Origin of the sequence: Agrobacterium sp. 22094 (assembly GCF_052046015.1) — a bacterium.
Taxonomy (GTDB): Bacteria; Pseudomonadota; Alphaproteobacteria; order Rhizobiales; family Rhizobiaceae; genus Agrobacterium; species Agrobacterium cavarae.
On sequence record NZ_JBQEPX010000004.1, the window covers coordinates 113560 to 138785 of the forward strand.

Annotated in this window: 21 protein-coding genes; 6 read left to right on the forward strand and 15 right to left on the reverse strand. The window is 59.7% G+C overall.

Annotation, left to right across the window (positions count from 1 at the left end; genetic code table 11):
• Positions 1-11: 11 nt before the first annotated feature.
• From ACTJK5_RS17610 to ACTJK5_RS17635, 6 genes are all read right to left on the reverse strand, one after another.
• On the reverse strand, positions 12-707 hold the full coding sequence (locus ACTJK5_RS17610) for an ROK family protein (RefSeq protein ID WP_113179040.1): 696 nt from the start codon (positions 705-707) through the stop codon (positions 12-14).
• Between the two features lie 18 nt (positions 708-725).
• Positions 726-2096, reverse strand: coding sequence for a glucose-6-phosphate dehydrogenase (zwf, locus tag ACTJK5_RS17615; RefSeq protein ID WP_440612916.1), 1371 nt, complete (start codon positions 2094-2096; stop codon positions 726-728).
• Between the two features lie 18 nt (positions 2097-2114).
• On the reverse strand, positions 2115-3119 hold the full coding sequence (gnd, locus tag ACTJK5_RS17620) for a phosphogluconate dehydrogenase (NAD(+)-dependent, decarboxylating) (RefSeq protein WP_113179038.1): 1005 nt from the start codon (positions 3117-3119) through the stop codon (positions 2115-2117).
• Between the two features lies 1 nt (position 3120).
• A complete protein-coding gene (locus tag ACTJK5_RS17625) occupies positions 3121-5550 on the reverse strand; it encodes a glucan 1,4-alpha-glucosidase (protein WP_440612993.1) in 2430 nt (809 codons plus the stop codon).
• A gap of 332 nt (positions 5551-5882) precedes the next feature.
• On the reverse strand, positions 5883-7253 hold the full coding sequence (locus ACTJK5_RS17630; RefSeq protein WP_113179036.1) for a sensor histidine kinase: 1371 nt from the start codon (positions 7251-7253) through the stop codon (positions 5883-5885).
• Positions 7250-7912 carry a response regulator transcription factor gene (locus ACTJK5_RS17635; protein ID WP_113179035.1) on the reverse strand — a complete coding sequence of 221 codons (663 nt, stop codon included), beginning with the start codon at positions 7910-7912 and terminating at the stop codon, positions 7250-7252. The genes ACTJK5_RS17630 and ACTJK5_RS17635 overlap by 4 nt, the downstream gene beginning before the upstream one ends.
• 135 nt (positions 7913-8047) lie before the next feature.
• On the opposite strand from ACTJK5_RS17635, the gene ACTJK5_RS17640 reads away from it, so the two are divergent.
• Positions 8048-8554 (forward strand): hypothetical protein, encoded by a 507-nt coding sequence (locus ACTJK5_RS17640; RefSeq protein WP_113179034.1) that lies wholly within the window; start codon positions 8048-8050, stop codon positions 8552-8554.
• Between the two features lie 104 nt (positions 8555-8658).
• On the opposite strand, the gene ACTJK5_RS17645 is transcribed toward ACTJK5_RS17640, so the two are convergent.
• Positions 8659-9306: a TetR/AcrR family transcriptional regulator C-terminal domain-containing protein gene (locus ACTJK5_RS17645; protein ID WP_113179033.1), complete on the reverse strand. Its 648-nt coding sequence runs from the start codon at positions 9304-9306 to the stop codon at positions 8659-8661.
• Between the two features lie 85 nt (positions 9307-9391).
• Between ACTJK5_RS17645 and tet(30) the strand changes: the two genes are divergently transcribed.
• The gene (gene tet(30) / locus ACTJK5_RS17650) at positions 9392-10606 is read left to right on the forward strand and encodes a tetracycline efflux MFS transporter Tet(30) (protein WP_113179032.1); all 1215 of its coding nucleotides are present in this window, start codon (positions 9392-9394) and stop codon (positions 10604-10606) included.
• Positions 10607-10622: 16 nt separating this feature from the next.
• Here tet(30) and ACTJK5_RS17655 read toward each other — a convergent pair whose 3' ends face one another.
• The 8 genes from ACTJK5_RS17655 to ACTJK5_RS17690 all read right to left on the reverse strand — a co-directional run bounded on the left by ACTJK5_RS17655 (position 10623) and on the right by ACTJK5_RS17690 (position 20128).
• Complete coding sequence (locus tag ACTJK5_RS17655) at positions 10623-11816, reverse strand: amidohydrolase family protein (RefSeq protein WP_440612917.1); 1194 nt, start codon at positions 11814-11816, stop codon at positions 10623-10625.
• Positions 11817-11882: 66 nt separating this feature from the next.
• Positions 11883-12860, reverse strand: a complete 978-nt coding sequence (locus tag ACTJK5_RS17660; protein WP_113179030.1) for an ABC transporter ATP-binding protein — start codon at positions 12858-12860, stop codon at positions 11883-11885.
• Positions 12857-13855: an ABC transporter ATP-binding protein gene (locus ACTJK5_RS17665; RefSeq protein WP_112359783.1), complete on the reverse strand. Its 999-nt coding sequence runs from the start codon at positions 13853-13855 to the stop codon at positions 12857-12859. Before ACTJK5_RS17665 ends, ACTJK5_RS17660 begins: the two co-directional genes overlap by 4 nt.
• On the reverse strand, positions 13852-15357 hold the full coding sequence (locus tag ACTJK5_RS17670) for an amidohydrolase family protein (RefSeq protein WP_440612918.1): 1506 nt from the start codon (positions 15355-15357) through the stop codon (positions 13852-13854). The genes ACTJK5_RS17665 and ACTJK5_RS17670 overlap by 4 nt, the downstream gene beginning before the upstream one ends.
• Positions 15354-16547, reverse strand: a complete 1194-nt coding sequence (locus ACTJK5_RS17675) for an amidohydrolase family protein (RefSeq protein ID WP_113179028.1) — start codon at positions 16545-16547, stop codon at positions 15354-15356. Before ACTJK5_RS17675 ends, ACTJK5_RS17670 begins: the two co-directional genes overlap by 4 nt.
• A 21-nt stretch (positions 16548-16568) precedes the next feature.
• Positions 16569-17516, reverse strand: coding sequence for an ABC transporter permease (locus ACTJK5_RS17680; protein WP_062442335.1), 948 nt, complete (start codon positions 17514-17516; stop codon positions 16569-16571).
• 13 nt (positions 17517-17529) lie between these two features.
• Complete coding sequence (locus ACTJK5_RS17685; RefSeq protein WP_062426746.1) at positions 17530-18495, reverse strand: ABC transporter permease; 966 nt, start codon at positions 18493-18495, stop codon at positions 17530-17532.
• Positions 18496-18568: 73 nt separating this feature from the next.
• A complete protein-coding gene (locus tag ACTJK5_RS17690) occupies positions 18569-20128 on the reverse strand; it encodes an ABC transporter substrate-binding protein (RefSeq protein WP_113179026.1) in 1560 nt (519 codons plus the stop codon).
• A 248-nt stretch (positions 20129-20376) separates the two neighbouring features.
• Between ACTJK5_RS17690 and ACTJK5_RS17695 the strand changes: the two genes are divergently transcribed.
• The 4 genes from ACTJK5_RS17695 (at position 20377) to ACTJK5_RS17710 (ending at position 25217) form a co-directional block, all read left to right on the forward strand.
• Positions 20377-21066, forward strand: coding sequence for a GntR family transcriptional regulator (locus tag ACTJK5_RS17695; protein WP_113179025.1), 690 nt, complete (start codon positions 20377-20379; stop codon positions 21064-21066).
• 75 nt (positions 21067-21141) lie between these two features.
• Positions 21142-22665, forward strand: coding sequence for a gamma-glutamyltransferase family protein (locus ACTJK5_RS17700; protein WP_440612919.1), 1524 nt, complete (start codon positions 21142-21144; stop codon positions 22663-22665).
• A 7-nt stretch (positions 22666-22672) separates the two neighbouring features.
• Complete coding sequence (locus ACTJK5_RS17705; protein ID WP_440612994.1) at positions 22673-23902, forward strand: amidohydrolase family protein; 1230 nt, start codon at positions 22673-22675, stop codon at positions 23900-23902.
• 76 nt (positions 23903-23978) lie between these two features.
• Complete coding sequence (locus tag ACTJK5_RS17710) at positions 23979-25217, forward strand: M24 family metallopeptidase (protein WP_113179024.1); 1239 nt, start codon at positions 23979-23981, stop codon at positions 25215-25217.
• The last annotated feature ends 9 nt before the right edge of the window (positions 25218-25226 follow it).

Below are 25226 nucleotides of genomic sequence, written 5' to 3' on the forward strand. Positions count from 1 at the left end.
CCGCCGTTGAGTCAGGCGATGAGCTTCTTGTCCCTCCAAAGGCGAAAACCGCCTTCGAAGGCAAGGGTATTGTCGCCTTTACGACACTTGGGCGGCAGTGAATCGAGTTTCTCCACATTGCCGCCACCGATGACCACATAGTCCGGCTCAAGGGCGTCAGTCAGAGCTTCGACCACGTCGAAGACCCGCTTCTGCCACTTCTTGTGGCCCTTCTTCTCGCGGTAGGCTTCGCTGACGTAATGCTCGTAGCTCTTGCGCTTGCGATAGGGTAGGTGGGCGATCTCCATCGGCTGCGCGACGTTTTCCACGATCATCGCCGCCCCAAGCCCGGTGCCGAGGCCAAGAAACAGCATGCGGCCACCTTTATAGGAGCCGATCGCCTGCATCATGGCGTCGTTGACGATGCGAACGGGATGACCGAAGGCTGCCTCGTAGTCGAACCCAACCCAGCCATCGCCAAGGTTTGCAGGGTCGCGAAGCGGCTTGTTATGAACAACGGGGCCGGGATAACCCATCGAGATCACGTCGTATTTCATGCCCTTTGCCATGGCCTTCACGGCCTCGACCATGTCGGAGGCGGTCATGGTCTTTCCGCTTTCCGCCTTCTTTTCCTCACCACCTGCGCTGGAAAGGATTTTGACGTGGCTGCCGCCGATATCGATGGACAGGACAACGCTATCTTTGGTCTCTGAAATATCTTGTGACATATATATTTTCTCCAATGGTCAGGCGGGGTCCACCCAGCCTCCTGGCGGCGCGAAATTGTCCATCTCGGTTGGTCCCCATGTCCCCGGCTTGTAGGTCGGTGGAATGGTCTTGTCGTCCAGGATCGGCTCGACAATCTTCCACGCCAATTCCGCGGCATCCTGCCGGGTGAACAGTTGCCGATCACCGGCCATGGCGTCGCCGATCAACCGCTCATATGGGGCCATATCGCCGATGCCGTCATCAAGCGCCGTGAGTTCGACTGCCTCACCCTTCATTTTTTCGCCGGCCGCCTTGCGGCGCGCGCCGACGCCGATGGAGATATCCGGACCAAGGCGGAAGCGGATGTAGTTGGCCGGTGTATCAGTAACGTCATCGAAGAGCGCCGCGGGAGGGCGCTTGAAGCGGACGACCACTTCGGTGGCGTGGGCGGGCAGGTTCTTGCCGGCGCGGATGAAGAACGGCACCCCATTCCAGCGCCAGGTCGCAACCCGGAAGCGAACGGCAGCGAAGGTTTCCGTCGGCGATGATGGAGCCACGCCGGGTTCGTCGGTGTAGCCTTCGAACTGGCCGCGCACCACGTCTTCTTTGGACAGCGGCGGCATGGCTTTCAGCACCTGCACCTTCTCGTCTACAAGATCGTCGGAGGCACCGGACGCCGGCGGCTCCATGGTGAGGAGCAGGAGGACGTTGACGAGATGGTTCTGGATCACATCGCGGATGCAGCCCACTTCGTCGTAAAATTTGCCGCGCCCCTTGATGCCGAAATCCTCGGCCATGGTGATCTGCACGCTCTCCACATGATCTCGGTTCCAGACGGGCTCAAGGAAGCTGTTGGCAAAGCGAAAATACAGAAGGTTCTGAATGGCTTCCTTGCCAAGGAAGTGGTCGATGCGAAAGATCGCATCTTCCTCGAACACCTTGTGCAGCACGTCGTTCAGCTTCTTGGCCGAAGCAAGGTCCCGCCCAAACGGCTTTTCCACCATCAGCCGGGCGTTCTTGGCGATGCCGGCCTGATCAAGACCATCGGCGACTGTCTCGAACAGGGACGGTGGAATTGCGAGATAGTAGAGCGGGTTTTGATGTCCTGCCAGCGCCAGCTTCAGTTTGTCGAATGTCGACTGGCTGCGGTAATCGCCGGAGACGTAGGACAACTTCTCCGCCATCTTTGAGAAAGCAGCTTCGTCGATGGTGTCAACGTGTTTCGACACGGCGTCTTTGGCACGCGCGATCAGCTGATCGCGCGTCCAGTCGTCAAAGGCCACGCCGATGATGGGCGTGTTGAGCGCGCCACGCTTCACCATCGCATAGAGCGAGGGAAAAATCATCTTGTGCGCGAGATCACCGGTGGCACCGAACACCACCAATACGTCGGACTGTTCCTGTGCCATGGCTCTCTTCTCCCGCCTTTACTTGGCTTTTTCCAGATGGCCGCCAAAGGCGTGGCGCATGGCCGACAGCACCTTGCCAGCAAACTGTGCCTCACCGCGCGAGGAAAAGCGTTCGAAGAGCGCCGAGGCGAGAACGGGGGCCGGCACACCCGTTTCCACGGCGGCCTGCAACGTCCAACGGCCTTCGCCGGAATCGGACACGCGGCCGTCATAGTGTTCAAGGTGCGGGTCTTGTTTCAGAGCCTCAGCCGTCAGATCCAGCAGCCATGAACCAATGACCGAACCGTGTCTCCAAACTTCTGTCACAGCGGGCAGATCGACATCGAAACGATAATATTGTGGATTGGCGAGCGGCGCCGTTTCTGCATCGACCTCGCGCTCGCTATTCCCGGCGTTGGCGGCTTTCAGGATGTTTAAGCCTTCGGCATAAGCTGCCATGACTCCATATTCGATGCCGTTATGCACCATCTTGACGAAGTGGCCGGCGCCGGCCGGACCGCAATGGAGATAGCCTCTTGGAGCTGTGCCGGTTTCCGGATCCTCCGCAATGTTCTGCCCGGCACCCGGTGCGAGAGAAGCAAAGATCGGATCGAGACGCTGTACGGCGGCCTTCGGGCCCCCGATCATCAGCGAGTAACCACGCTCCAGGCCCCAGACGCCACCCGATGTCCCGACGTCGATGAAGTCGATGCCCAACGGTGCGAACTCCGCGGAGAGATTGATCGCCTCATGATAAAGCGAGTTGCCGCCATCGATGATGGCGTCGCCATTGTCTAGCTGAGAGGCAAACTCCCGCGCGATCTTCGGGGTGATGGCTGCCGGCAGCATCAGCCAGACGGCGCGCGGCTTTTCGAGTTTGGAGATGAGATCCTCAGCCGAGGAAGCGCCCTTCGCGCCTTCTTTGACGAGCGCCGCGACATTGTCGGCATTGACGTCGAAGACGACGCAGTCATGACCCTGTTTGAGGAGGCGGCGAACCATGTTGGCGCCCATACGGCCGAGGCCGACCATTGCAATTTGCATCTCATTCTCCATTTTCGATGCGGGCTGAATCACCTGATTCATCCACGACGTGAACGGTAAAGTTGGTGTTTTCCCACGTTCCACTGTCTGGCCAATACAAGGTGAAGACGATCGTTTTTCCTGCGTCTTTATGCTGGACAGGCAGGTCGGCGTAATAGGTACCAAGTCCCGATGGTGCCATTGGCGTATCGGAAGCGCTGACCCAGCCGTCCGCGCTCCAATGCACCACCGCGTTCGTCTCGGTTTCCAGTCGAAGCATCTTGCCAACGGGGATCGATGACAGGCGGTTGTTGAAACGCCAGATGCGCAACTGCGACCCTGTCTTGTTCTTGATGTAGCGCTCGACGCCCTGCGGCGGCATATCGAACACGGTGCCGTCCTTCAGCGATCGCAGAAGCTTGATATGCTCGGAATGGGCCCAGACGAGTGGCATGGCACTGCCCGACGGGCGACCGAGAAAGAGCTCCTTCTCGGGCAGATCCGGTCCATCCCAAACCTGTTCCGGGAAAAGGCCGCCATAGCCCGCCGATTTCTCGAGCGTTCCCAGAAGCGCTTCGGCGGCTTCACGCCGGCCTGCAGCAAGTTCGTAATGCGCGCGTTCGCCAGCCAATAGCGGCCAAGGCCGGCCCTTGCCCGTACCATCGAAGGGGGCGCCATCTTCATGCTCGCCATAGCCATCGCCGGTGTAGCGATACCAGAGCGATCCTTGTGGCAGATCGGCGCGCAGGCTGTGATCGATGGCTTGGATGGTGTCGAGAATATGCGGATCGTCGGGCGCGCGCAGGCCGAAACGGACGAGAGCCAAAGCATCCGGGCTTAGCACGTCGGCGGTCGGCAACAGTGCCCGGTCTGGCGTCTGATTGCGGATTTCCGTGTTGCCTGAGGCTCTCGCCTCATCCGTCGTGCCAAGCGGCGCGATGCGGACATAATGACCTGAGATTCGAAGCGCTTCGCAGAAATTCTTCTCGCCGGCAAAGGTCCATTGTTCGATCTGTTCGTTCCAGCAGTCCGCGGTTTCGCGCAGGTGATTGGCAGCCACATCGTCGCCGTCGAGCGAGAGCAAATCGGCCGCTGCAAGCAGCGCGGCGATTTCAACGGCAAGCGTGAAGGGACTATAGCCTGCATCCTCTTCCCAACGATCCTCGCAGGTTGTGGGACCGTTTGTCAGGATGTAGTTCGCCGCGTTTCGCACCATTGGCATGAAGCGCTTCTGTGCCTTCCCATCAAGATGACCCAGCCGTCGCAGCATGTCGGTGAGCAGGATAGGAAAGGCGCACTCATCCATCTGGATGCCGGGCCAATAGGGTTTCCCATCAAGCCAGAGATTCTGCGGCCAGCGACCGGAAGGCTGTTGAACATGGCGCAGATAGTCGAGGATGGCGATCGCTTCCTCCGTATCGCCTGCGGCCAGAAATCCGCCAGCCGTCTCCACTAGGTCGCGGGGCCAGACGAGGTGGTAGCCGCCAAGGTCGTCATCGCCTTTGGAGAAGCCCCACGGAATGGAGAGGCTGGCAACCACGGCACCCGCCCGATCCGCTGCCCCGTGCGAGGCGAGAACGGCGGTTGACACCCGGTAGGCGTTCACGCCGGCCTGCTCCTGGCGATCCAGCGGGACGAGCTTTTGCTGCCAGGCCTGCCAGTTGGCGACATAATGTTGTTGTGCCTTTTCAAACCCGTCCTTGAGGCTGCCCGCTGCGGCGGCGGCTGCCTCGAATTCCGTTTGACCGAAACCGATGGCCATTGTCGCTTCCTGGCACGCACCGGTGAAATCGAACTCACCTGCCAGTGCCACGTTGCCATCATCGGCACGCTGGTATTGTTCGGCAATGCGACCATGTTGTTTCAACTGCCGCCAACCATCCGAAACGCCGACAAAACCCGCGCTGACAGAGCGCCATGGTGTGTCGGAGATGAGCGCCAGATAACGCGAGCGGCCGGTGGCGAACAGCACGGTCTTGTCCTCGAACTCACTAATCCAGGCCGAGTTCAGTTGTCCCGCATTGACCAGATGGGGAGCGAGCAGGGCGGTGACCCTATAGTCACCCACCTCGCCCTTGAGTGCCGTGAAGCGGACACGCTGCAGCACGCAGGCACGAGACGGATCTGTCACCACCTGCTTCTCGATCCTATAGCGCCCATCTCGCGCGGTGTTGATGATGGAGAAGGCAGGAATTCCAGGGGCGATTGTCCTGGTTTCCGTTTCGCAGTCGCGCTTTTCCTCAGAGAAGTAACCGTCATTGCCGGTTACGACGAAACCTAAATCGCGTGTGCAGGCGCTGTCGACGCGGGGATAGTAAATTTCGTTGAGAACGCCGTGGCTCAAGGTGAACCAGACACGCGAATGTTTGGAGAGTGCGGTGCCAATGCCGTTTTTAGCACTTGATGTCCAGCGCGCGTCGATGCCGGGCGCTCCAGGAGCAGCGTCCACCATTTTGCTCAAATGAGGTGTGCCGGTATCTGACTCGCTTTTCGTTGTCGGGATGGAAGGTTCAGGAAGGGAACTCGTCATTTCAAGAATGCCTTGATGCGCTGCAAAATGAATAGCTTAAGTTCAAAACAAGAGAGGATCGGCTGTCACCCCACCCGGAATATTTCAGTTCATACTCAGATACCACAATGGTACTTGGCAACTTACATTTTCGTAATTCTTAAACGAACTTCGATGCTTCTGTCGCCTTATCCAGCGCCGTTGTCGTCGAAGCCTTTCAAATCCATGCGAACAACGAGATTGACCGGCTTTCGGTTGCACCAGTGAAAAATTTCTTATGACGATCCAGTTCGGGAGACCGGAAGCGTTACAATGGCATGAAAACCGTTTTTGCTGTTCTGGAGCGTAACGGTACCGCCATAGAGTTCGACAATTTCCTTCGATATCCCCAAACCGAAGCCACTGCCCTGCACACTCTCATCCAGCCGCATACCCGGCTGGAAAGCCACGTTGATCCTGTCTTCGGCAATGCCAGGGCCGTCGTCGGTAATCGTGATTGCGACAAGGCCGCCTGTCCGCGTGGAAGTGACTGTTACGGCGGTAGAAGCCCATTTGAACGCATTGTCCAGCAGGTTGCCAAGAATTTCGTCCACGTCCTCCGGATCGCAGCGAATGCCGGCGCGGTCCTCGACTTCGCAACGAACCGACAAAGCCTTGTCGCGATAAATGTTCGAGAGAACGAGGATGAGGTCGTCGAGACGGGGGCGAAGCAAGACGTGCCGATCGGAAGGCTGCCCGGCCGTGGACTTTCGCGCGTCGGCAAGATGATGCCGGATTCGACGATCGATACGCAGGACAAGATCTCTCAAGCCGCCACTCGCGTCGTTGTCGTCGTTCAATCCAAGCGTCAGGCTGGCGACGGGTGTTTTCAGCCCGTGGGCCATATTGGCAAAATGGATCCGCGCCTCCTCAAGTCGCCTTTCGTTCAATGCGATCAGGCGGTTGATCTCCGTCGCGACGGGTTTCAACTCTTCGACTTCTCCATTGGGCAGAGTTGAGCGATTGCCGGCTGATACCTCTGCGATATCGGTCGTCAGGCGCTTGAGCGGCTTGAGGCCGAACCGCACCTGTAAATACGTTCCGATGAGGAGAGTTACACCGAGCAGCGCCATGGCCGGCACGAGCCACATGAGGGACCGGAACGCCGGATCGGTCAACGCGGCCTCAGGCGCAGACGCCGTGATCTGCACCAACTGGCCGTCGATGCGTGTCGACAGGGTACGCGTGTAAAGCCCGCGTCCATTGCCGTCTTCCATCTCACCTGGCCGCGGTCGTGCCGACGCAAGATCGCGCCAGTCCGCCTGGCGACCGCCGGGTTTGAGGGCGCGACGCTCCAGAGAACGGGATGAGAGCGTCGATGTCTCTGATCTGACCTGCCAGTACCATCCGGAATTCGGTCGATCAAAGGGCGGTCCGTCCAGTTGAGAAGACATCGTCAACTGGCCGTTTTCACTGACGGTCAAGCTGCTGCGCACACCTTCTATCTGGGTATCCAGTCGCTGATCAATCTGCTCGCGGACGACCCCGGCAACGATGAACCAGAGAATAACGGACGCGACGAGAATAGCACCCGCCACGAAGGCGGCGGAGAACGCCGTCAGGCGTCCGGCAATCGAGGCGGGACGGGAAAGGCGCGGCCATCTCATGATGCGGCCGTCATCATGTAACCCCTGCCACGCACGGTTTCGATATATTCGGCGCCGATCTTCCGGCGCAGCCTTGCGACGATGACTTCGATGGAGTTGGAATCCACTTCGGCGTCGCCATCATAGACGCGCTCCATCAACTCGCTCCGGTCCACGATGATCTCCTTGCGCAAGATCAGGCAGGAGAGCACACGCCACTCCAGAGCCGTGAGCTTCAAGGGAACGCCGTCCTTCTCGAATGTTCCAAGCTGGGCGTTGAAGGTAATCGATCCACAGGTCACAGTCGCGCTGGCATGGTTGTTGGCGCGCCGAACCAGAGCGCGCAGCCGCAAGACCAGTTCCTCGACCTTGAAAGGTTTGGTGAGAAAGTCATCGGCTCCCGCTTTGAAGCTCGCCACCTTGTCTGGCCAGCCGTCTCTTGCCGTCAGTACAAGTACAGGGAACGTCTTGCCTGCATCTCGCCAGGAGGCGAGCACCGAAACGCCATCGATCTTGGGGAGGCCGAGATCAAGAACCGCGACATCGAAGGCTTCCGTCAGGCCTGCATGCTGACCGTCTTCACCATTGCGTGCGACATCGACAACGAAGTTTTCGTCTCTGAGACTGCCTGCAATCCGGCCTGCAAGGTCGGTATCGTCTTCGACAAGAAGGACACGCATGAGGGAATTCTACTCCGTGGGATCGGGCTTTCTTATGGTGGTGGACGCTTAACTCAAGCTGAACGGGATGGTTCAGGCTGGCGGTGGTGGTGCTTTGATAGAAAGGCGTCATTCCATTCACAAAGGAGACCAGACATGTCTATTACACCTGAAACCGAAACCAAGCACCACGACGACGTCAACCACGTCCACCCGCATCCGAAGAAGCGGTCTGTGGCGGCCTTCGCGGTCGGTGCCATTGCCATTCTGGCCGTCGGCGTTGCCGGTGGTGCCGGCGCCATGAAGCTGACGCAGCCCAAGGCAGAGCTTGCGCCGATAGTCCCCGTCGCCATTTCCGCCATGCCAGATGACAGCCTGACCAGCATCAAGGGCAAGGTGGTTGAGATCTTTGGCAACAAGTTCATCATTCAGGATGAAAGTGGCCGTGCTCTCGTAGAAACGGGACGGGAAGGCAGGGGCGGCAACCTCGTCAACAAGGACGAAGTCGTTACCGTTCAGGGCCGCTTCGATGACGGCTTCCTTCACGGTAGCTACATCGTTCATGAAGATGGAAAGACCAACCCGCTTGGCCCGGCCGGCAAGCCGCCGCGCGGCCCGGAAGGTGGTCCCCGTGGACCGGAGGGCGGTCCTCACAAGCCTTGATATTTGAGGTTCGAACCATAGCTCAAAAACACACGGCCGCTCGGATACGACGCGGCCGTGTCGTCATGTTTGAGCGAGGCATCGCTGGTGGATGAGAGCAGCGGCTAATTCGACTGCTTTCGCCGCAATGCGTCTTGCAGGCCCGAAACGAGATATCCAAGACCGCTCTCGAAGACGTCTTCCGTGTTGACTGTTCCAACCTGCCGAAAGGTTTCCAGGGCTTCGGTCAACAGAGGGAGGGGAGCAAGTTCTGCGTCGAAGTCGACTTTGGTGCCGTTTTGATCGATCCGGTCTCGCTCTTGCTCGCCCTGTTCTTCAAGAACATACCCCACCACATAGCGCGTCACGCAGATGGCGATGCCAAACGCCTCCTTGGTTGAAAAGCCCGCATCGACATAGAGCTGCAACACCTTTTCCGTATCGGCAAAATCGGTGACCGATGGCCGCGTGCCTGCGGTCAATCGCGCGCCATCACGCATGCTGAGCAGCGCCTTGCGGACGCTGCGGGCGTTGGAAAGCGTGAACGATACCCAGTCCTGTCCAGGTTTTGGCACGCGGTCGTCGTGATAGCGCAGCAGCATTTCTGAATTGATCGCATCCAGCAGCTGAGACTTGTTGCGGAAATGCCAGTAGAGCGCCGGCTGCTGAACGCCAAGCCGTTCTGCAAGCTTCCGGGTGGATAGCTTGTCTATCCCCACTTCATTCAACAGCAGCAAGGCCTCATCGATGATGCGCTCGCGTCCTATCGCCATGGAAAACACCTCTTGACTTATCAGCGATAAGGGAGCTTATCACTGATAAATTTATCGTTGATAAAGTCTATGAGGATATCTCTCCATGAACAAGGCCCTCATCCTCATTCTCTCCACCGTCGCGCTCGACGCGATTGGCGCCGGTCTGATCTTTCCGATCCTGCCGGATCTGTTGCGCGAGGTGACGGGCGGAGACGATTTCGGCTTCCTATACGGGCTCATGCTGTCTGTGTTTGCGATCATGCAATTCGTCTTTTCACCCGTTCTCGGCGCGCTCAGCGATCGGTTCGGGCGGCGTCCCGTTTTGCTGCTCTCTCTTGCGGGCACACTCATCGATTATCTTGTCATGGGCCTTTCGCCGCTGGGCTGGGTGCTTGTTGTGGGAAGAGCGGTTGCGGGAATAACCAGCGCCAATATGGCCGTCGCGAGCGCCTACATCACCGATATCACGCCAGCCGCTCAGCGTGCGCAGCGGTTTGGCACAATCGGCGCGGTGATGAGCACGGGCTTCATCATCGGCCCGGTGATCGGCGGTGTCATGGGTGCCTGGTGGCTTCGCTCGCCTTTCCTGGCGGCGGCGCTGTTCAATGGTCTCAATCTTCTTGTTGCGCTTTTCGCATTGCCGGAAAGCCGGTCGACGAGCCAAGACAAGTTCGAGCTGAAAGAACTCAACCCGTTGCGACCTCTGCTCTGGCTGTGGACTTTCAAAGACCTGCTGCCGCTTGTCACAGTCTTCGTGGTCTTTGGCCTGGTCGCGGCAATACCCGGGACGATCTGGGTTCTCTACGGGGCCGAGCGGTTCGGTTGGGATTCCGTTCATCTCGGGCTGTCATTGTCGGTCTTCGGTGTCAGTGGCGCGCTCGCTCAAGCCTTTCTCGTTGGGCCGTTGTCGCGCCGCTTCGGCGATCTTGGCACGTTGATGATCGGCGTCGCCTTCGACATGCTCGCCTATACGCTGATGGCCTTCGCCACTCAAAGCTGGATGGGTTATGCCGTCGCGCCGCTCTTCGCACTCGGCGGTGTCGCGATGCCAGCGCTCCAGTCGCTTGCAACAAGCCGGGTGAGCGATGAGCAACAGGGCCAGTTGCAAGGTGTACTGGCGAGCCTGATGAGCCTCGCCGGTATCGTCGGACCTGTTCTGACCACTGCCTTGTTCTTTTCGACCAAGGCGAGCTGGATCGGCACCACATGGCAGGTGGGTGCCGGACTTTATCTGCTGGCGTCCCCGCTTTTCACGACGGTGAAAGCACCCAAGCGTGGCGAGGGCGAGTTGTCAGGTCGTCCCAGCCACGATTGTTGAAATGCGAGATCAACGATCAGCGCTTCACGCGACCGTTCTCGGAAACCAGACGCCCTTGCTTGAAGACCTTGTGCCGCGTTGGGAAGGCAATCACGGCCTCCGGTACATGGTCCGCCGCCAGAGAAACGAAGTCCGCCTTCGCGCCCACTTCGATGCCATATCCCTCAAGCCGCAAGGCTTTCGCACCTGCTGCTGTCACGATGTCGAATGCGGCTGCCAGTTCATCGTCGGTGTAGAAGCCTGATCTGTAGCCAATGATCTCGGCCCGGTGCAGCATATCGCCATCACCATAGGGCCACCAGGAATCGCGGATATTGTCGCTGCCGCTGAAAACGGTGACGCCCTCGCGGCGCAGCAGGGCGACCGGTGGGAAATTGTGGTTGCCGGGGGCATTGGTCATGATCGAGACGCCGCTTCGTGCGATCCTAGCCGCGATCTTCTTCGCCGCGTCGGGTGCGAGGTCGCCGAGACCATAGGCATGACTGACGGCGACATGTCCTTGCATGCCGAGTGCGACGGTGCGGTCGCAAATTTCCTCGATGGTGAAAGCACCCATCGAACCTGCGTCATGAAGATGGATGTCGATATCGACACCGTGCTTTTCGGCCACGCCAAACACGACGTCGAGATGGCCATTGACGTCGCGGTCGAAGCTTGCGGGATCGAGACCACCCACGAGGTCTGCGCCTAGACCGATCGCCTCATCAAGAAGCTGAGGCGTGCCTGGACTTTTCAGGATGCCGCTTTGGGGAAAGGCGACAAGCTGGATGTCGATCATGTCCTGATATTCCTCGCGCACAGCGAGGATGGTTTCCAAAGACCTTAGCCCAACCGAGCCATCGACCATGACGTGGCTGCGCATCTGGGTCGTGCCTTTGGAAATGCAAAGATCGAGTTGATTGCGCGCGCGTTCCGCCATCGGCTCGGCTTTCGCCATGTTCTCGGCCTGGAAGGCGACGCGCTCGTGCACATCAAAGCCGTTGGTGCAGGGGCGATGTGGCACCCACTTGCCGCCATAAAAGCTGGTGTCGAGATGGATATGGCCCTCGACGAAGCCTGGAAGCAGGAGATCGCCGGAAAGGTCAATGGCGGTCGCCGAAGGCGCCGCTTCTCCTGCCGTCTCAATGGCTATGATCCGGCCCTTTTCCACATGAATGTCTCGCAGCGATCCATCCGCCAGCTTGGCGTTCGCGAAAACGGTTATGGTCATCGGGGTTTCCTTTCCGTATTTTTTTCGTCGGGCGTCAGCGCTTGTGCGGACGCATCACGTTGTTGGTTATAGCGGCGCGAGATGGCAGGCGATCTTGCCGCCGCCATCCCGGTTGCGAACCTCGGGGGCCACCTTGCTGCAGAGTTCTGTTGCGATGGGACAGCGCGGATGGAAAGCGCACCCCTTCGGCGGGTCGAGCGGGCTTGGTGGTTCTCCGCCCATCAATGCGCGGTCCCGGTCAGGCGCCGCGACATCGGGGATCGTTTGCAGCAGAAGCCGTGTGTATGGGTGTTGCGGATTGGCGAAGAGCGCCTCGGTCTCTGCCTCCTCCACGATACGGCCGAGATACATCACCGCGATGCGGTCGGCCATGTGGCGGACGACTGCGAGATTGTGGCTGATGAAGAGATAGGTCAGGCCAAGCTCATCCTGTAACCCGCGCATGAGATTGAGGATCTGCGCCTGGACGGAGACATCGAGTGCCGAGGTCGGCTCGTCGCAGACGAGAAATTCGGGCTCGCTGGCCAGCGCTCGTGCAATCGATATGCGCTGTCTTTGGCCGCCGGAAAATTCATGCGGGAAACGATTGGCGTCGTCCGGCGACAGACCGACGGTGCGCAACAGGTCGGCCACGCGTGCGTCGATCGCTTGTCTGCCATCTCGCAATCCGAACACCTCGATCGGCTCGGCAATGATATTGCCGACGCGCCAGCGTGGGTTGAGGCTGGCATGCGGATCCTGAAAGATCATCTGGGCTTCGAGTGGCTTGCCGCGGTTCGCGCCCTTATCGGCTGGTGCAAAGACGATGGCACCTTCGCTGGGATCGTAAAGTCCCGTCACCAGCCGTGCGACTGTTGACTTGCCGCAACCGGATTCGCCGACGAGCGCGAGGCATTTTCCCTTCTGCACCGTGAATGTCACATCCTGCACGGCGCGAAGATAGCGCTTCGGCTTGCGGTCGATGACGCGGTTTAGCCATGGCGCGGAAACGTCGAAGACGCGCGTCAATTGATCCACTTCGAGCGCGTTGTCAGGGCTTCTCATGCGACGCCTCCATCGTGAATGAGGCAGGCGACGCTGCCGTGATCATTGCGTACCAGCGCCGGTTTGACCTCTCGGCAGCGGGAGCCGACATCCGGGCAGCGCGGATTGAAGGCGCAGCCTTGTGGAATGGCATTGAGCCTTGGCATGGCACCATCGATCTGTGTCAATCGCTCGACGCGGGCGCCAAGGGCCGGGATGGAGCCCATCAAGCCACGTGTATAAGGGTGCTTGGGGTTGCGCAGCACCTCGTCCACCGGGCCAACCTCGATCACCCGCCCGGCATACATGACAGCCACGCGGTCGGCTGTTTCGGCGATCACGCCCATGTCGTGGGTGACGAGCATGACGCCGGCGCCTTTCTCGCGGCAAAGCTTGCGCAGCAAGGTGGTGATCTGTGCCTGAATGGACACGTCGAGCGCTGTCGTCGGCTCGTCGGCAATGATCAATTGCGGATCGCCAGCCAGTGCGAGCGCTATGACGACGCGCTGGCGCATGCCGCCGGAAAACTGATGCGGATAATGGTCGATACGCTCGTCTGCGCCCGGAATACCAACCTGTTTCAACAGGTCGATCGCGTGGGCGCGTGCTTCTGCGCGGCTGCGATCGGAGTGCAGGCGGATCGTCTCGGTCAATTGCTGCCCAACCGAAAAGAGCGGGTTGAGCGATGTGAGAGGGTCTTGAAATATGGCGCCGACCATGCGTCCGCGTACCATACTCATCTCAAGCTCGCTGAGAGTGTCGGTACGCGTTCCGCCGATACGAATCTCGCCCGCCGCAACCCGGCCCGGCGGTTCAAGCAGGCCCAGCACCGCCATGCCGGTCATCGACTTGCCAGCGCCGGATTCACCGACGACGCCCAGGATTTCGCCACGCTCGACAGTGAGCGACACATCGGACAGTGCGGTGAGGATGCCCTTGCGTGTCGGGAATTCGACGGACAGTCCTTTGACCTCCAGGGCCGGGATTGCGGCTGATGTCTGGTTGGGGGTGATCATCGCGAGACCTCGCTGATATGATGCGAGAGCGGATAGCTCGGCGGGAAAATGTCTTCGACTGGGGGGTGTTGGAAGGTTCGTTCCGGATATTTGGCGACTAGACCATCGAATTGGCGCTGTGCCTGCTCTCGTGCGGCGGCGATGTCGATACCCGCAACCGCGCCGTCTCGCATCGAAATCCGGCCATCGACGATGGTTGCACGGGTGACACGACCGGTAGCGCCGTAGACAAGGGTCTGGATCGGGTCGATCCGTGGCGCGATCATGCTGTCGGCCATGTCGAAGACGGCGATGTCTGCCTTCGCCCCCGGAAAGATGCGGCCGAGATCAGAGCGTTTCAGCGCATCGGCGCCGGCAATGGTGGCGGCATCGTAGAAATCGGCGGCGGAACCGGCATCCCCGCGGCCCTCGGCAAGCCGGTTCATCATCAGACCGACCGACATGTTGAGAACCATATCGGGAGGGGCGGTATCGGTGCCCATGCCGATGCGGATCCCCATCGCCTTCAAGCGGGAGAAGGATTTGAGCGCTGAGCCGTGGCGAGCCGAAACGAGTGGACAGTGAGCAACGGTCACGCCATGGGCGGCATATCGTGCGAGATCGTCTTCCGTCGCGACAGTCGCATGCGGCGCGATCAGGCGAGGCGAAAGAAGGCCAAGGCGGTCCAGCCATTCCGGTGCCGTGACACCATGCAGGCGGCGCATGGTCTGCAATTCCATCTCGCCCTGCGCCATATGCAGGCGAACAAGCATATCCATATCATCGGCATGGGCGAAGGTCTGGCGGAGCAGCGTTTCAGTACAGGTTTCCACGCGGTCCGGCGCGAACATGCCGGAAATAAGGCCATTGGCTCTGCCGTGAATGCGTTTGGCAAAAGACGCTGCTTCAGCCAAATCGGCCAATCCCCGCTCTTCATGGAAGACAGGTTTCATGGCGCCGTTTTCATCAAGGATGACCCCACCGCTGCGATAGGCGGGACCGAGCCACACGCGGACGCCGAGGTCTTCGGCTGCATCTGCTGCTGCTTCGAACTCTGCGACCGTCTCGCCCCAGGCACGGTAAAACAGTGAGGCGATCGGAAGTGCCGAGGTAATGCCGTTCAAGAGAAGCTGCGCAAAGGCGTAGCGCTTCTGGAAGGCAAGTTCGGCCTGGCTATACATTTCATAGGCGCGGGGTGCGTAGTCCGCGGCCCAGACGCGGCCCTTCTTCCAGCCGGGCTGGTTGTCCATGGCAAGAACGGTCGTATCGAGATCGGAGAGCGCGTCGAGATCGACAAAGCCAGGACCGATAAGGGCGTCGCCCATGTGGTAGCGCGCCGAAACGTCGCCCTCGAAATCGCGCCCAACCCAGAGAATTGTGTCGTTCTCGATGACGATTTCGCCATCCGGAATAAGGCGTCGTCCTTCCGGCAGATCGGCAACGACGAACCGCGCTTTGAGCGCCCAGCGCCCTGACGGCCTCTTGCTAAGGGGAAGCATCGACCAGGATGACGGCGTGTTCATGGACGCTCCTTCAAGCTCTTGCCATCTCGCGCGACAACATTGCCAGCGGTCACCACAAGCTTGCGAGGTTGATGCGTGACGATCGCTTCGCCGACGGTCTCGCCTTCGACGATGACGACATCCCCACGACCGCCAATCGTCAGCGAATGTTCTGCACGATCCATGGCTTGAGCACCGCCAGTGGTGCAGACATCGAGCGCCCAGAGGAGCTCATCATCGCGGCGCAGGTTATTCTTCATGCCGAGCAACATGGACCGCTCAAGCATGTCGCCATTGCCATAAGGACCCCAGGTATCGCGGAAGCCATCGACACCTGCACCAAAGCGCACTCCGGCGGAGCGCAGGCGGCGCAGAGACGGGACTTCGCGCGAGGGCGGGGCTGTCGTCAGGATCGGCACGTCGAGTTCCGCGCAGGTGTCGATCAACCCTTGCGTCATGTTCCAATCCGGATCGCCAAGGCAGAAGGCGTGGCTGACGGCGACCTTGCCTTGCATGCCGAGCGCACGGATCCGCTCGAAGATCAGTTCCATCGAGAAAGCACCGAGTTCTCCGCTTTCATGCAGATGGATATCGATGCCCTTGGCGTATTTCTCGGCAATGGCGAAGATCGTATCGAGATGAGCCTTCGGATCGCGATCCATGCCGCAGGGGTCGAGACCGCCGACGAGATCAGCCCCCATCGCCATGCCGGCATCGATCAATTCCGCGGTGCCGGGGCGGCGCATCAGTCCCGATTGCGGGAAGGCGACGATCTCGATTTCGACAATGCCGGCCAGCTGGCGGCGGGTCTCCATTACGCCTTCCAGGGCGATCAGTCCTTGGTCCGTGTCGATATCCACATGGCTGCGGATGAGGGTCGTGCCGTAGCCGGCCGATTGCAGCGCCTGGCGCATGGACTGGACATGGGCGTCCAACCCATAGTCGCGCTTGACCTTGCGCTCATTGTCGATCTTGTCGATCAGACGCGGACCGACTTCGTTGACGTACCAGGGGTAGCCCAGCAAAGATTTGTCGAGATGAGTATGGGCATCGACGAGGCCCGGAATGGCGATGCGTCCGCCGGCATCCTCGACAGGCAGGCCCGCTGCTTCCAGACCCTTACCGATCTCGGCAATACGACCGTCGCGGATCAGGATATCGGCGGTGTCGCCGCCCATCGGCCTTGCGTTGGTAATCAGAAGATCGCTCATGTGAAATGTCTCCGCACGGTTTCAGCGCAGTTTGGGATTAAGGGCGTCGCGCAGCCAGTCGCCGAGCACGTTGATCGAAACAACGAGCAGACAGAGCTGCAGTCCAGGAAAGAGCACGATCCACCAGAGCCCAGAGAAGAGATACTGGTTGCCGATACGGATCAGCGTGCCGAGCGACGGTTGCTCGGGCGGCATGCCGACACCGAGGAAGGAGAGCGTCGCCTCGATGAGGATGCCGAGGCCGAAGTTCAATGTTGCCGTGACGAGCAGCGGCGTCGTGGTGTTGGGAAGAATATGCTTCAGCATGATCTTCCATTTCGACAGGCGGATCAGCCGGGCGGCCTGAACATATTCCTTGTTGCGCTCCACCATGGTTTGCGCGCGCACGGTACGGGCATATTGGACCCAAGCCGATAGCGAGATCGCAAGTACGATGACGCCGGAGGCGCCAGCTTCCCGCAGCGACGGCGGGAGCGCCTGTCTGGCGAGCGCGGAGACGAGGATGGCGATCAGCATCGTCGGCATGGAAAGGAGAACATCGCCCGTGCGCATCAGCAGACCGTCGGCCCATTTGCCGTGATAGCCGGCGACGAGGCCAAGCATCGTGCCGATGACGAGCGACACGAGAACCGAGCTTGCGCCGATGATGATCGAGGCACGCGAGCCATAGAGAATGGCCGAGAGCACATCACGGCCCTGCACGTCGGTGCCCAGAATGAAGGGCCATTGTCCCTCCGGCATCCAGATCGGTGGGATCTCTGCATTCAGCAGATCGAGCGACGCGAGATCATAGGGGTTCTGTACCGTGATCAGCGGAGAGAAGAACGCCGTGCAGATGAGGATCAGAAGCAGGATGGCTGCAGCAATCGCAGAAGGATGTCGCTTGAAGCTCCACCACAGATCGGATTGGAGAGCTCTCGACAGGCGAGATGGACGGGAAACGGTGGCGGTCTGTTCGATGGCGGTCATGATGGTCTCCCGGTCATGCTGCACGCAGACGTGGATCGATGACCGCGTAGGCGATGTCCACGAACGTGTTCAGCGTGACGAAAATGAAGGATACGATGCAGAGATAGGCCGCCATGACGGGGATATCGACGAAGGTCACGGCCTGCATGAAGAGCATGCCCATTCCCGGCCATTGAAAGACAGTTTCGGTGACGAGCGCAAAGGCAATGAGATTGCCGACCTGCATGGCCGTCAGCGTGACCACGGGCATCAGACAGTTCTTCAACGCATGGCGAAACCAGAGTGCGCGTCTTTTGACGCCGCGGGCCCGGGCGAACTTGATGAAATCGGTCCGCAGCGTTTCCAGCATTTCGGCACGCACCAGACGCATCACCAATGTGATCTGGAAGAGCGACAGCGATAGCGCCGGCAAGACGATGGCCGCCCGCCCCGAGGGGGTCAGGAGCCCGGTGGACCACCAGCCGATGCGCACCACATCGCCGCGACCATAACCCGGCAACCAGCCAAGCGTAACGGAAAAGGTGAGGATCAGCAGGATGCCCACCAGAAAGCTTGGCAGGGAAACGCCGACGATCGATGAGAACTGCAATGCTTCGGCCCACCAGCGCCCGCGACCGATGGCGGTAAAGACGCCAAGCGGTATGCCGATGGCAAGCGACAGGAAGGTGGCGATGAGCACCAGTTCGAACGTCGCCGGGAAACGCTCTGCGATCAGCGTCAGCACGGATTGCTGGTTGCGCCAGGACAGGCCGAATTCGCCCTGCGCTGCGTTGGTGACGAAGCGGACATATTGAACGAGAAATCCGTCATTGAGACCGAGCCTGGCGCGCAGCTCGTCGCGTTCGACCTGGGTGGCGCTTTCATTGACCATGATCTCCACCGGATCGCCAAGGAAACGGAAGATGAGGAAGGCGAAGAAAGCAACCGTGAGCATCACGAGAACGGCATTGCCGATCCGCTTGATGAGGAAGGCGAGCATGACACCCTGTCCTTTGTCGGAAGAAAGAAAGCTGGCCCCCGCGACGGCTTTGCGCGGCGAGGGCCGTCCGCTATTACATTTTCACCAGCCAGAGGCGGGGAAGATTGTCCGAGAAGAGCGGGAAATCCTTGACTTTCGCGCTGGTTGCCCAGGCCAGTGGCTGCTGGTGCAACGGGATCATCAACGCATGGTCCTTGGCAATCTTCAGAGCGTCGGCCGAAAGGGCCAGGCGCTTCGTCCGGTCCAGTTCAACAGCCGAGGCTTCCGTCACTTTGTCGAACTCCTTGTCCGACCATCCACCCCAGTTGAATATGCCGAATGAACCTTCCTTGGTGTGGAGAACCTGAGAGGTGAGGCTGTAGGCATCGAGCATCGGCAGTGTTGCCCAACCGAGCGTGTAGACATCGACCTTGCCGGACGAGCGCTTCGGTGTCTGCACGGCGCGAGGCCCCTGGTCGAGCTTCGGCTTGAGGCCGACGCGTGACCACATGGAGGCAACCGCCTGACAGACCTGCTCTTCATTCACCAGCGTGTCGGAGCAGTTGAAATCGAATTCGAAGCCTTCTGCACCGGCTTCCTTGAGAAGGGACTTGGCCTTTTCTGGATCGGCCTTGACCGGCGTGTCGAGTGCCGCGTCATAGCCGGGGATCTGCGGCGCGACCAATGTGCCGGCATTGCGCGACTTGCCGCGCATGACGCGTTTTTGGATGAGGTCCAGATCGATCGCAAGCTGCATGGCCTGGCGGACGCGCAGATCCTTCATCGGGTTCGGCGCGCCGGACAGCAGAGTGTCGCGCTGGCTGAAGCCGATCATCACGGTGCGAAGATCGGTTCCTTCCAGAAGCTTCACCTGCGATGCGGCTGCTTCCAAGCGTGGCAGATCCTGGACCGGCGCCTGATCGGTAAAATCGATATCGCCCGAGAGCAGTGCTGCGACACGGGTTGCGCTGGAGGCAATCGGCGTCAATTCGATCCGGTCGATATTGTGCTCAGGCTTGTCCCACCAGCCATCATACTTCACGAAGACCGTCTTGGCGTCGGGCTGCCGGCTTTCGACCTTGAATGGGCCTGTGCCGTTTTCATTGTAGGTCGCGTAACCTTCGGTGCCGGAGCCGACATCCGTCGGCGCTTCCGCCTTGTTGTCCTTCAGCCATTTGGCGTTGAAGATGTAGATGGTTGTCAGGTCGTTCAGGAGCAGCGGGTAGTTGGCCGTGACATCGATCTCGATGGTGTGTGGATCAATGACGCGCGACCCTTTGTAGGCCGGAATGTTGCCGCGAAGTGGCGACTTCGGGTCGGTGGCGCGCAAAAGCGAAGCCTGGACATCGTCAGCGGTGAACTCGGCGCCGTTGTGGAATTTGACGCCCTCACGAAGCTTGAAACGCCATGTGGTGGGCGAGATGATTTCGTATGAGGTGGAAAGCGCCGGTTCCAGCTTAAGATCGCGGTTGTAGCGCATCAAGCCTTCATAGGCGTGATTGAGCACGCCGAGCGCGAAACTGTCTCCATAGGAGTATGGGTCGAGGGAGCTGATGTCTCGCGAAGCGCCCCATTTCAGCGTGTTGGCCATGGCGGGCATGGTGAGCGAAAGAAGCGCTAATCCAGTCCCGAATAGTATGCGTTTGCTTATCATTATGATCCCCTTTTATTGAATGCAATCCGCGCAAAATTACGCTTATTATTGCATACGATTTTCTCAAGTACGGCCAAATTTGGCGACATCAAGCATGTCGAGAGGCCGTTCTGTGCGGCCTTTGAGGGAGCCTAGGAAACTTCGTATGCAATATCAAGTCAAAAATTGTATGCAATAAAATCGACTGGTGAAAATACAAATTCTGTGCAATATGCCTCTAAAATGTATACGAACAGGATCTCGCAGCGATGTCCACCAATCTGACCAGAAGCGACGCGATCTACGCCTCGCTCCGTCGCGCCATTCTCGAGCAGGCGTTGAAGCCAGGCACCAAGCTGCCGGAAGATTCGATTGGCGATACCTTCGGCGTCAGCCGCACGAGCGCGCGCAACGCGCTTGTCCGGCTGTCTTCGGATGGGCTTGTCGAGATCAAACCGAACCGCGGCGCTGCCGTCGCCATGCCGACGCTGGAGGAGGCGGTGGAAGTCTTTGCGCTTCGACGGTGCCTGGAGCGAGAGGTGATCGACAGGCTCTGCAAGCGGATGCCGAAGGACGGCATCGATGCCTTGGTCAGCCATGTGCGTGAAGAAGAGCGAGCCTTGCGGGCATCCTCGCCGCGGTCCATCCGATTGGCCGGCGAGTTTCACATTCTGCTGGCGGAGCTCACCGGCTCGAAGCTCTTGATCGAATTCATCATCCAGGTCGTCTCACGGTCTTCTCTCATCCTTGCGCGTTTCGGCAGGCCGCACTCGGCCGAATGCGGTATCGACGAGCACATTCAACTGATCGAGGCGCTGAAAAACCTCGACGTGAAAGCTGCGACCGACATCATGGACCATCATCTGCATGCGGTCGAAGATCGCGCCAAGGCGGATGACGAGGATGACGGCCCGGATATCAGCGAGATCCTTAGCCGTTACATTTCGGCCTGCGAGTAAGGGCCGTACGGAATGGCGACGAACGAGAACACTCTTTTGCCGCAGAGCACGCATGCCGCGAGGTCGCGTCATGGCATGGTCACGACGCCACATCGCGCTGCAAGCGAAGCGGGTGCCAAGGTGTTGCGGCGGGGCGGCACGGCGATTGAGGCCGTGATTGCGGCAGGGGCGGCACTGACGGTTCTGTATCCGCATTTTTGCGGACTGGGCGGAGATGCCATCTGGATCGTGGCCGATAGCGAAGGGCGACGCGACGCGATCATGGGTATCGGGCAAGCGGCTGAGGCGCTGCCGAAGCTCGATGTTATCCCCACTCGTGGGCCGCTCTCCACCTTGACGACCGCGGCATTGGTCGACAGTTGGGGTAAGGCGCTTGACTATTCTCGTACCCATTGGGGTGGCAGCGAGAGCTTTGCCAGCCTGCTCGGAGATGCCATAGAATTTGCGGCGGGCGGCTTTCCCGTCAGCCAGTCGCAGGCGCATTGGCATGCGTTTCGCAAAGACGAAATCGATGGATGGCCGGGCGTTTCCCGGTTCTTCGTGAAGGAAGGTGTCCAGTATCAGCGGCAATTGGCCGCTGTTCTGGAAGAGATCGCCCTTCATGGCTACAGGACATTTTACGAGGGCGACGTGGCTGACCGGATTGCGAGCGGGCTTGAGGCCGCCGGAAGCCCGATCAGAAAGCGCGATCTGGAAAAGACATTCGCGACACTGGCCGCGCCCCTGTCGCTCGCCTATCGCGATGTCGAGCTTCTGGCCCCACCGCCGCCCAGCCAGGGCGTCACGACCCTATCGATCATGGGCATCCTGTCGAACTTCGCAATGCAGGACATCGCTCCGGATACGTCGCAGTTCTATCATCTCTGCGCAGAAGCCATCAAACAAGCCTTTTTGGAGCGGGGCGGTATCGCCGATCCGGCGTTTATCGAGCAGGATTGCGCCGCCTGGCTTGGGCAGGATTTTCTCGCCACCAAGGCCCGGAAGATCGATCGCAATGTCGCCCTGCCTTGGCCTGCACCCTTCCGCACCGGCGACACGGTCTTTCTTGCGGCGACGGATGCGCAAGGCCGTTCTGCCAGCGTGCTTCAAAGCACCTATTACGATTGGGGCAGCGGCGTGCTGCTGGAGGATACCGGCATCCTCTGGCAGAACCGCGGCGCGGCATTCAGCACAGACCCCAAGAGCCCCAATGTGATCGCGCCGGGCAAGCGGCCTTTTTACACGCTCAATCCCGGTATCGCGTTGCGCCATGGCAAACCGGCGTTCCTCTACGGCACGCAAGGTGCCGATGGTCAGCCGCAAACGCTGACATTGCTCCTCAGCCGATTGATTGACCACGGCCTTGATCCGCTTTCGGCATTGTCGGCGCCGCGCTTTCTTCTTGGGCGCACCTTTTCAGACAGCCGGGACAATCTCAAGATCGAGCAATCCGTCGGCTCCGACGTGATCGATACGCTTTCAAGCTACGGCCATGGTGTCGTCGCCATTCCAGAACTCAGTGCGCTTGCCGGTCAGGCAGGGGTCATCAAGATCGGTGAGGATGGGTGGATCGATGGTGCGCATGATCCGCGCAGCGACGGTTGCGCAGTCGGAGTATAATCAAGACATGCGGGCCGATTTCCTTCTGCGAAACGTTCAGACGGCCAACCAGCCCGGCGTCATCGATATCGCCATTCGCGACGGGCTGATCGTCGACATGCGCCATGGCATTCGTTGCGACGCCGTCGAGGAGGAGGATTTCGGCGGCCGATTTGCTTTTGCAGGCTTCGCCGATAGTCACGTCCATCTGGACAAGGCCTGCATTCTGGAGCGCTGCACGATCTGTGAAGGCACTTTGGAGGAGGCCGTGCGGGAAACGGCGGAAGCTAAGTCTCGTTTCACGGAGGAGGATGTATTCGAGCGGGCAAGCTCCGTCGTGCGCCAAGCCATCATGCATGGCACGAACCGCATGCGAACTTTTGTCGAGATCGACCCACGTGCGGGCATGCGGTCATTCGAGGCGATCAAGCGGGTACGCGAACATTATGCCTACGCCATCGATATCCACATTTGCGCTTTCGCGCAGGAAGGATTGACGCAGGAGCCGGAGACGGAAGCCATGCTCGATGAAGCACTTCGTACCGGCGCGGACCTCGTTGGCGGATGCCCCTACACCGATCCCCGCCCGGAAGAGCATGTGCGACGCATCTTCGATCTCGCAAGGAAGCACGACGTCGATGTCGATTTCCATCTGGATTTCAGCCTCAACCCCGCCAAGACGGATCTTCCGGCGGTGATTGCCGCAACCAAGGCCAACGCCTATGGAGGCCGCGTCACGATCGGGCATGTCACTAATCTCTCCGCTCTTGCTCCTGAGGATCGGTCACATATAGCTCGACAAATTGCCGAGGCCGGCATCGCGCTGGTCGTCCTGCCGGCGACGGATCTTTTTCTCATGGGGCGGGGGCAAACGACAAATATTCCGCGTGGTATCACCCCGGCTCATCTCCTTTCGGCAGATGGCGTCCGCACCGCGGTAGCCACCAATAATGTGCTCAACCCATTCACGCCTTTCGGCGATGCCTCGCTTGGGCGGATGGCCAACCTCTATGCCAATGTGATGCAGCTTTCGCGGGATGATGATGTCGATCAGGTCTTCGCCATGGTAAGCACGCGCGCGGCTTCCATCATGGGCATCGATCATCAATTACGGATTGGGGAGCCCGCCGATATCGTCATTCTGGACGCTGACGATCCTCGTCATGCCGTCCGCTCGTCGGCACCTGCGATTGCGGGTTGGAAGGCCGGGCGAAGAACCTTCGTTCGTCCACAGCCCATCATTTTCGACCCGGCATAAGCCGAGCAATCGTAAATCCAACTGGCGCCATCCACTGGCCTTGGCTAAACCGAATTGAATTTTCGTGGAGGCAGCGTTGAGCGATTTGGACAGGAAACGGGCGGAGCGGTTGATGCGCGAAGCTGGCCTTGATGCGCTGGTCCTCTTCCAGCCGGAAGCGTTTCAATATGCGATCGGGGCGCCCGCGGGTGTCGCCACCATGTGGGGCAGGGCAGGTGCTGCGATCGCGCTGGTTCCAAGTGATGCACAGCATTCGCTTGCGGCGATCGTCAGCGATCATGCGGCACCAGTGGTACTGCAGCAGGCTCCAGACATTGACGTCCGCACACATCGCATCTGGATCGATGGGGTCGATCTGTCGGGCGTAGACACGATTTCCGGCATCGATGGCGCGTATCGAGGTTCAGGCGTTGGGGGGCCGAGACCGGAAACCTTCGATCGGTCTGCATGCTTCCATCTCTTGGCCGATCTGTTGCAGGAGAAGGGTCTCCGCGATGCGAGGATCGGGGTCGATCTCGAATTCATGCCCGCTGCCGATTTCGAGGCTTTGAAAACGTCTATTCCCTCAATCCGCTGGGTCGATGGCTCCCTGGTTTTGAGGCGCCTACGCGCCATAAAGACGCCCCGTGAAATCGAACGACTCCGGCGCGCGGCCATTGCGGCGGAGGCTGGTCTCACGCGCATGATGGAAGCCGTCTCGCTTGGAGCTTCGGTGGCAAGCCTCTCTGCGGCATGGAAAGCGGGCGCGCAGGAAGCGGCGGCCTCAGGTGGCTTCTCGCTGAGTGGACATTGGGATTACTTCTCTGTCGGACCGGACCTGTCGAATGGCGCTGCGAAGGTGACGCCGGGCGCGTTGATCAAGGCCGATGTCGGCACCCTCGTTGATGGATATTCGTCCGATGGCGCGCGCACCGTAACCTATGGTCCGGCATTGCCTTTGGCGCAGGATATCTTCAAGGCGCTTGAGACCGCATTTCACACGGGGCTGGATGAGATCACCCCCGGCAACACTTTCGGCGCGGTGCATGACGCCATGCTCCGCTCAATGCGGCGCGATGGCTTCGGCGAATATTATCGCGGACACTTCGGGCACTCCGTCGGTGGCGGTGTGGGTATTGAAGAATGGCCTTTCTTTTCCTCAGGCAATCCGGAGATCATCGAGGCGGATATGGTTGTCGCATTGGAAGCGCCCTTTTACGGCCAAAACTTTGGAGCGCTGATGATCGAGGATCAGTTTCTGGTCACGCCGAACGGCACGCAATGCATGAACAACCTGCCGAGAGGTCTGCGCGATCTTGCCAAAGGCAGTGTCTGAGCTGGGCGC

Bases quoted from the DNA above. Each gene is read 5' to 3' on its own strand.
- ACTJK5_RS17610 (WP_113179040.1), bottom strand. From the start codon at position 707: ATGTCACAAGATATTTCAGAGACCAAAGATAGCGTTGTCCTGTCCATC.
- zwf (WP_440612916.1), bottom strand. From the start codon at position 2,096: ATGGCACAGGAACAGTCCGACGTATTGGTGGTGTTCGGTGCCACCGGT.
- gnd (WP_113179038.1), bottom strand. From the start codon at position 3,119: ATGCAAATTGCAATGGTCGGCCTCGGCCGTATGGGCGCCAACATGGTT.
- ACTJK5_RS17625 (WP_440612993.1), bottom strand. From the start codon at position 5,550: ATGGTGGACGCTGCTCCTGGAGCGCCCGGCATCGACGCGCGCTGGACA.
- ACTJK5_RS17630 (WP_113179036.1), bottom strand. From the start codon at position 7,253: ATGAGATGGCCGCGCCTTTCCCGTCCCGCCTCGATTGCCGGACGCCTG.
- ACTJK5_RS17635 (WP_113179035.1), bottom strand. From the start codon at position 7,912: ATGCGTGTCCTTCTTGTCGAAGACGATACCGACCTTGCAGGCCGGATT.
- ACTJK5_RS17640 (WP_113179034.1), top strand. From the start codon at position 8,048: ATGTCTATTACACCTGAAACCGAAACCAAGCACCACGACGACGTCAAC.
- ACTJK5_RS17645 (WP_113179033.1), bottom strand. From the start codon at position 9,306: ATGGCGATAGGACGCGAGCGCATCATCGATGAGGCCTTGCTGCTGTTG.
- ACTJK5_RS17655 (WP_440612917.1), bottom strand. From the start codon at position 11,816: ATGACCATAACCGTTTTCGCGAACGCCAAGCTGGCGGATGGATCGCTG.
- ACTJK5_RS17660 (WP_113179030.1), bottom strand. From the start codon at position 12,860: ATGAGAAGCCCTGACAACGCGCTCGAAGTGGATCAATTGACGCGCGTC.
- ACTJK5_RS17665 (WP_112359783.1), bottom strand. From the start codon at position 13,855: ATGATCACCCCCAACCAGACATCAGCCGCAATCCCGGCCCTGGAGGTC.
- ACTJK5_RS17670 (WP_440612918.1), bottom strand. From the start codon at position 15,357: ATGAACACGCCGTCATCCTGGTCGATGCTTCCCCTTAGCAAGAGGCCG.
- ACTJK5_RS17675 (WP_113179028.1), bottom strand. From the start codon at position 16,547: ATGAGCGATCTTCTGATTACCAACGCAAGGCCGATGGGCGGCGACACC.
- ACTJK5_RS17680 (WP_062442335.1), bottom strand. From the start codon at position 17,516: ATGACCGCCATCGAACAGACCGCCACCGTTTCCCGTCCATCTCGCCTG.
- ACTJK5_RS17685 (WP_062426746.1), bottom strand. From the start codon at position 18,495: ATGCTCGCCTTCCTCATCAAGCGGATCGGCAATGCCGTTCTCGTGATG.
- ACTJK5_RS17690 (WP_113179026.1), bottom strand. From the start codon at position 20,128: ATGATAAGCAAACGCATACTATTCGGGACTGGATTAGCGCTTCTTTCG.
- ACTJK5_RS17695 (WP_113179025.1), top strand. From the start codon at position 20,377: ATGTCCACCAATCTGACCAGAAGCGACGCGATCTACGCCTCGCTCCGT.
- ACTJK5_RS17700 (WP_440612919.1), top strand. From the start codon at position 21,142: ATGGTCACGACGCCACATCGCGCTGCAAGCGAAGCGGGTGCCAAGGTG.
- ACTJK5_RS17705 (WP_440612994.1), top strand. From the start codon at position 22,673: ATGCGGGCCGATTTCCTTCTGCGAAACGTTCAGACGGCCAACCAGCCC.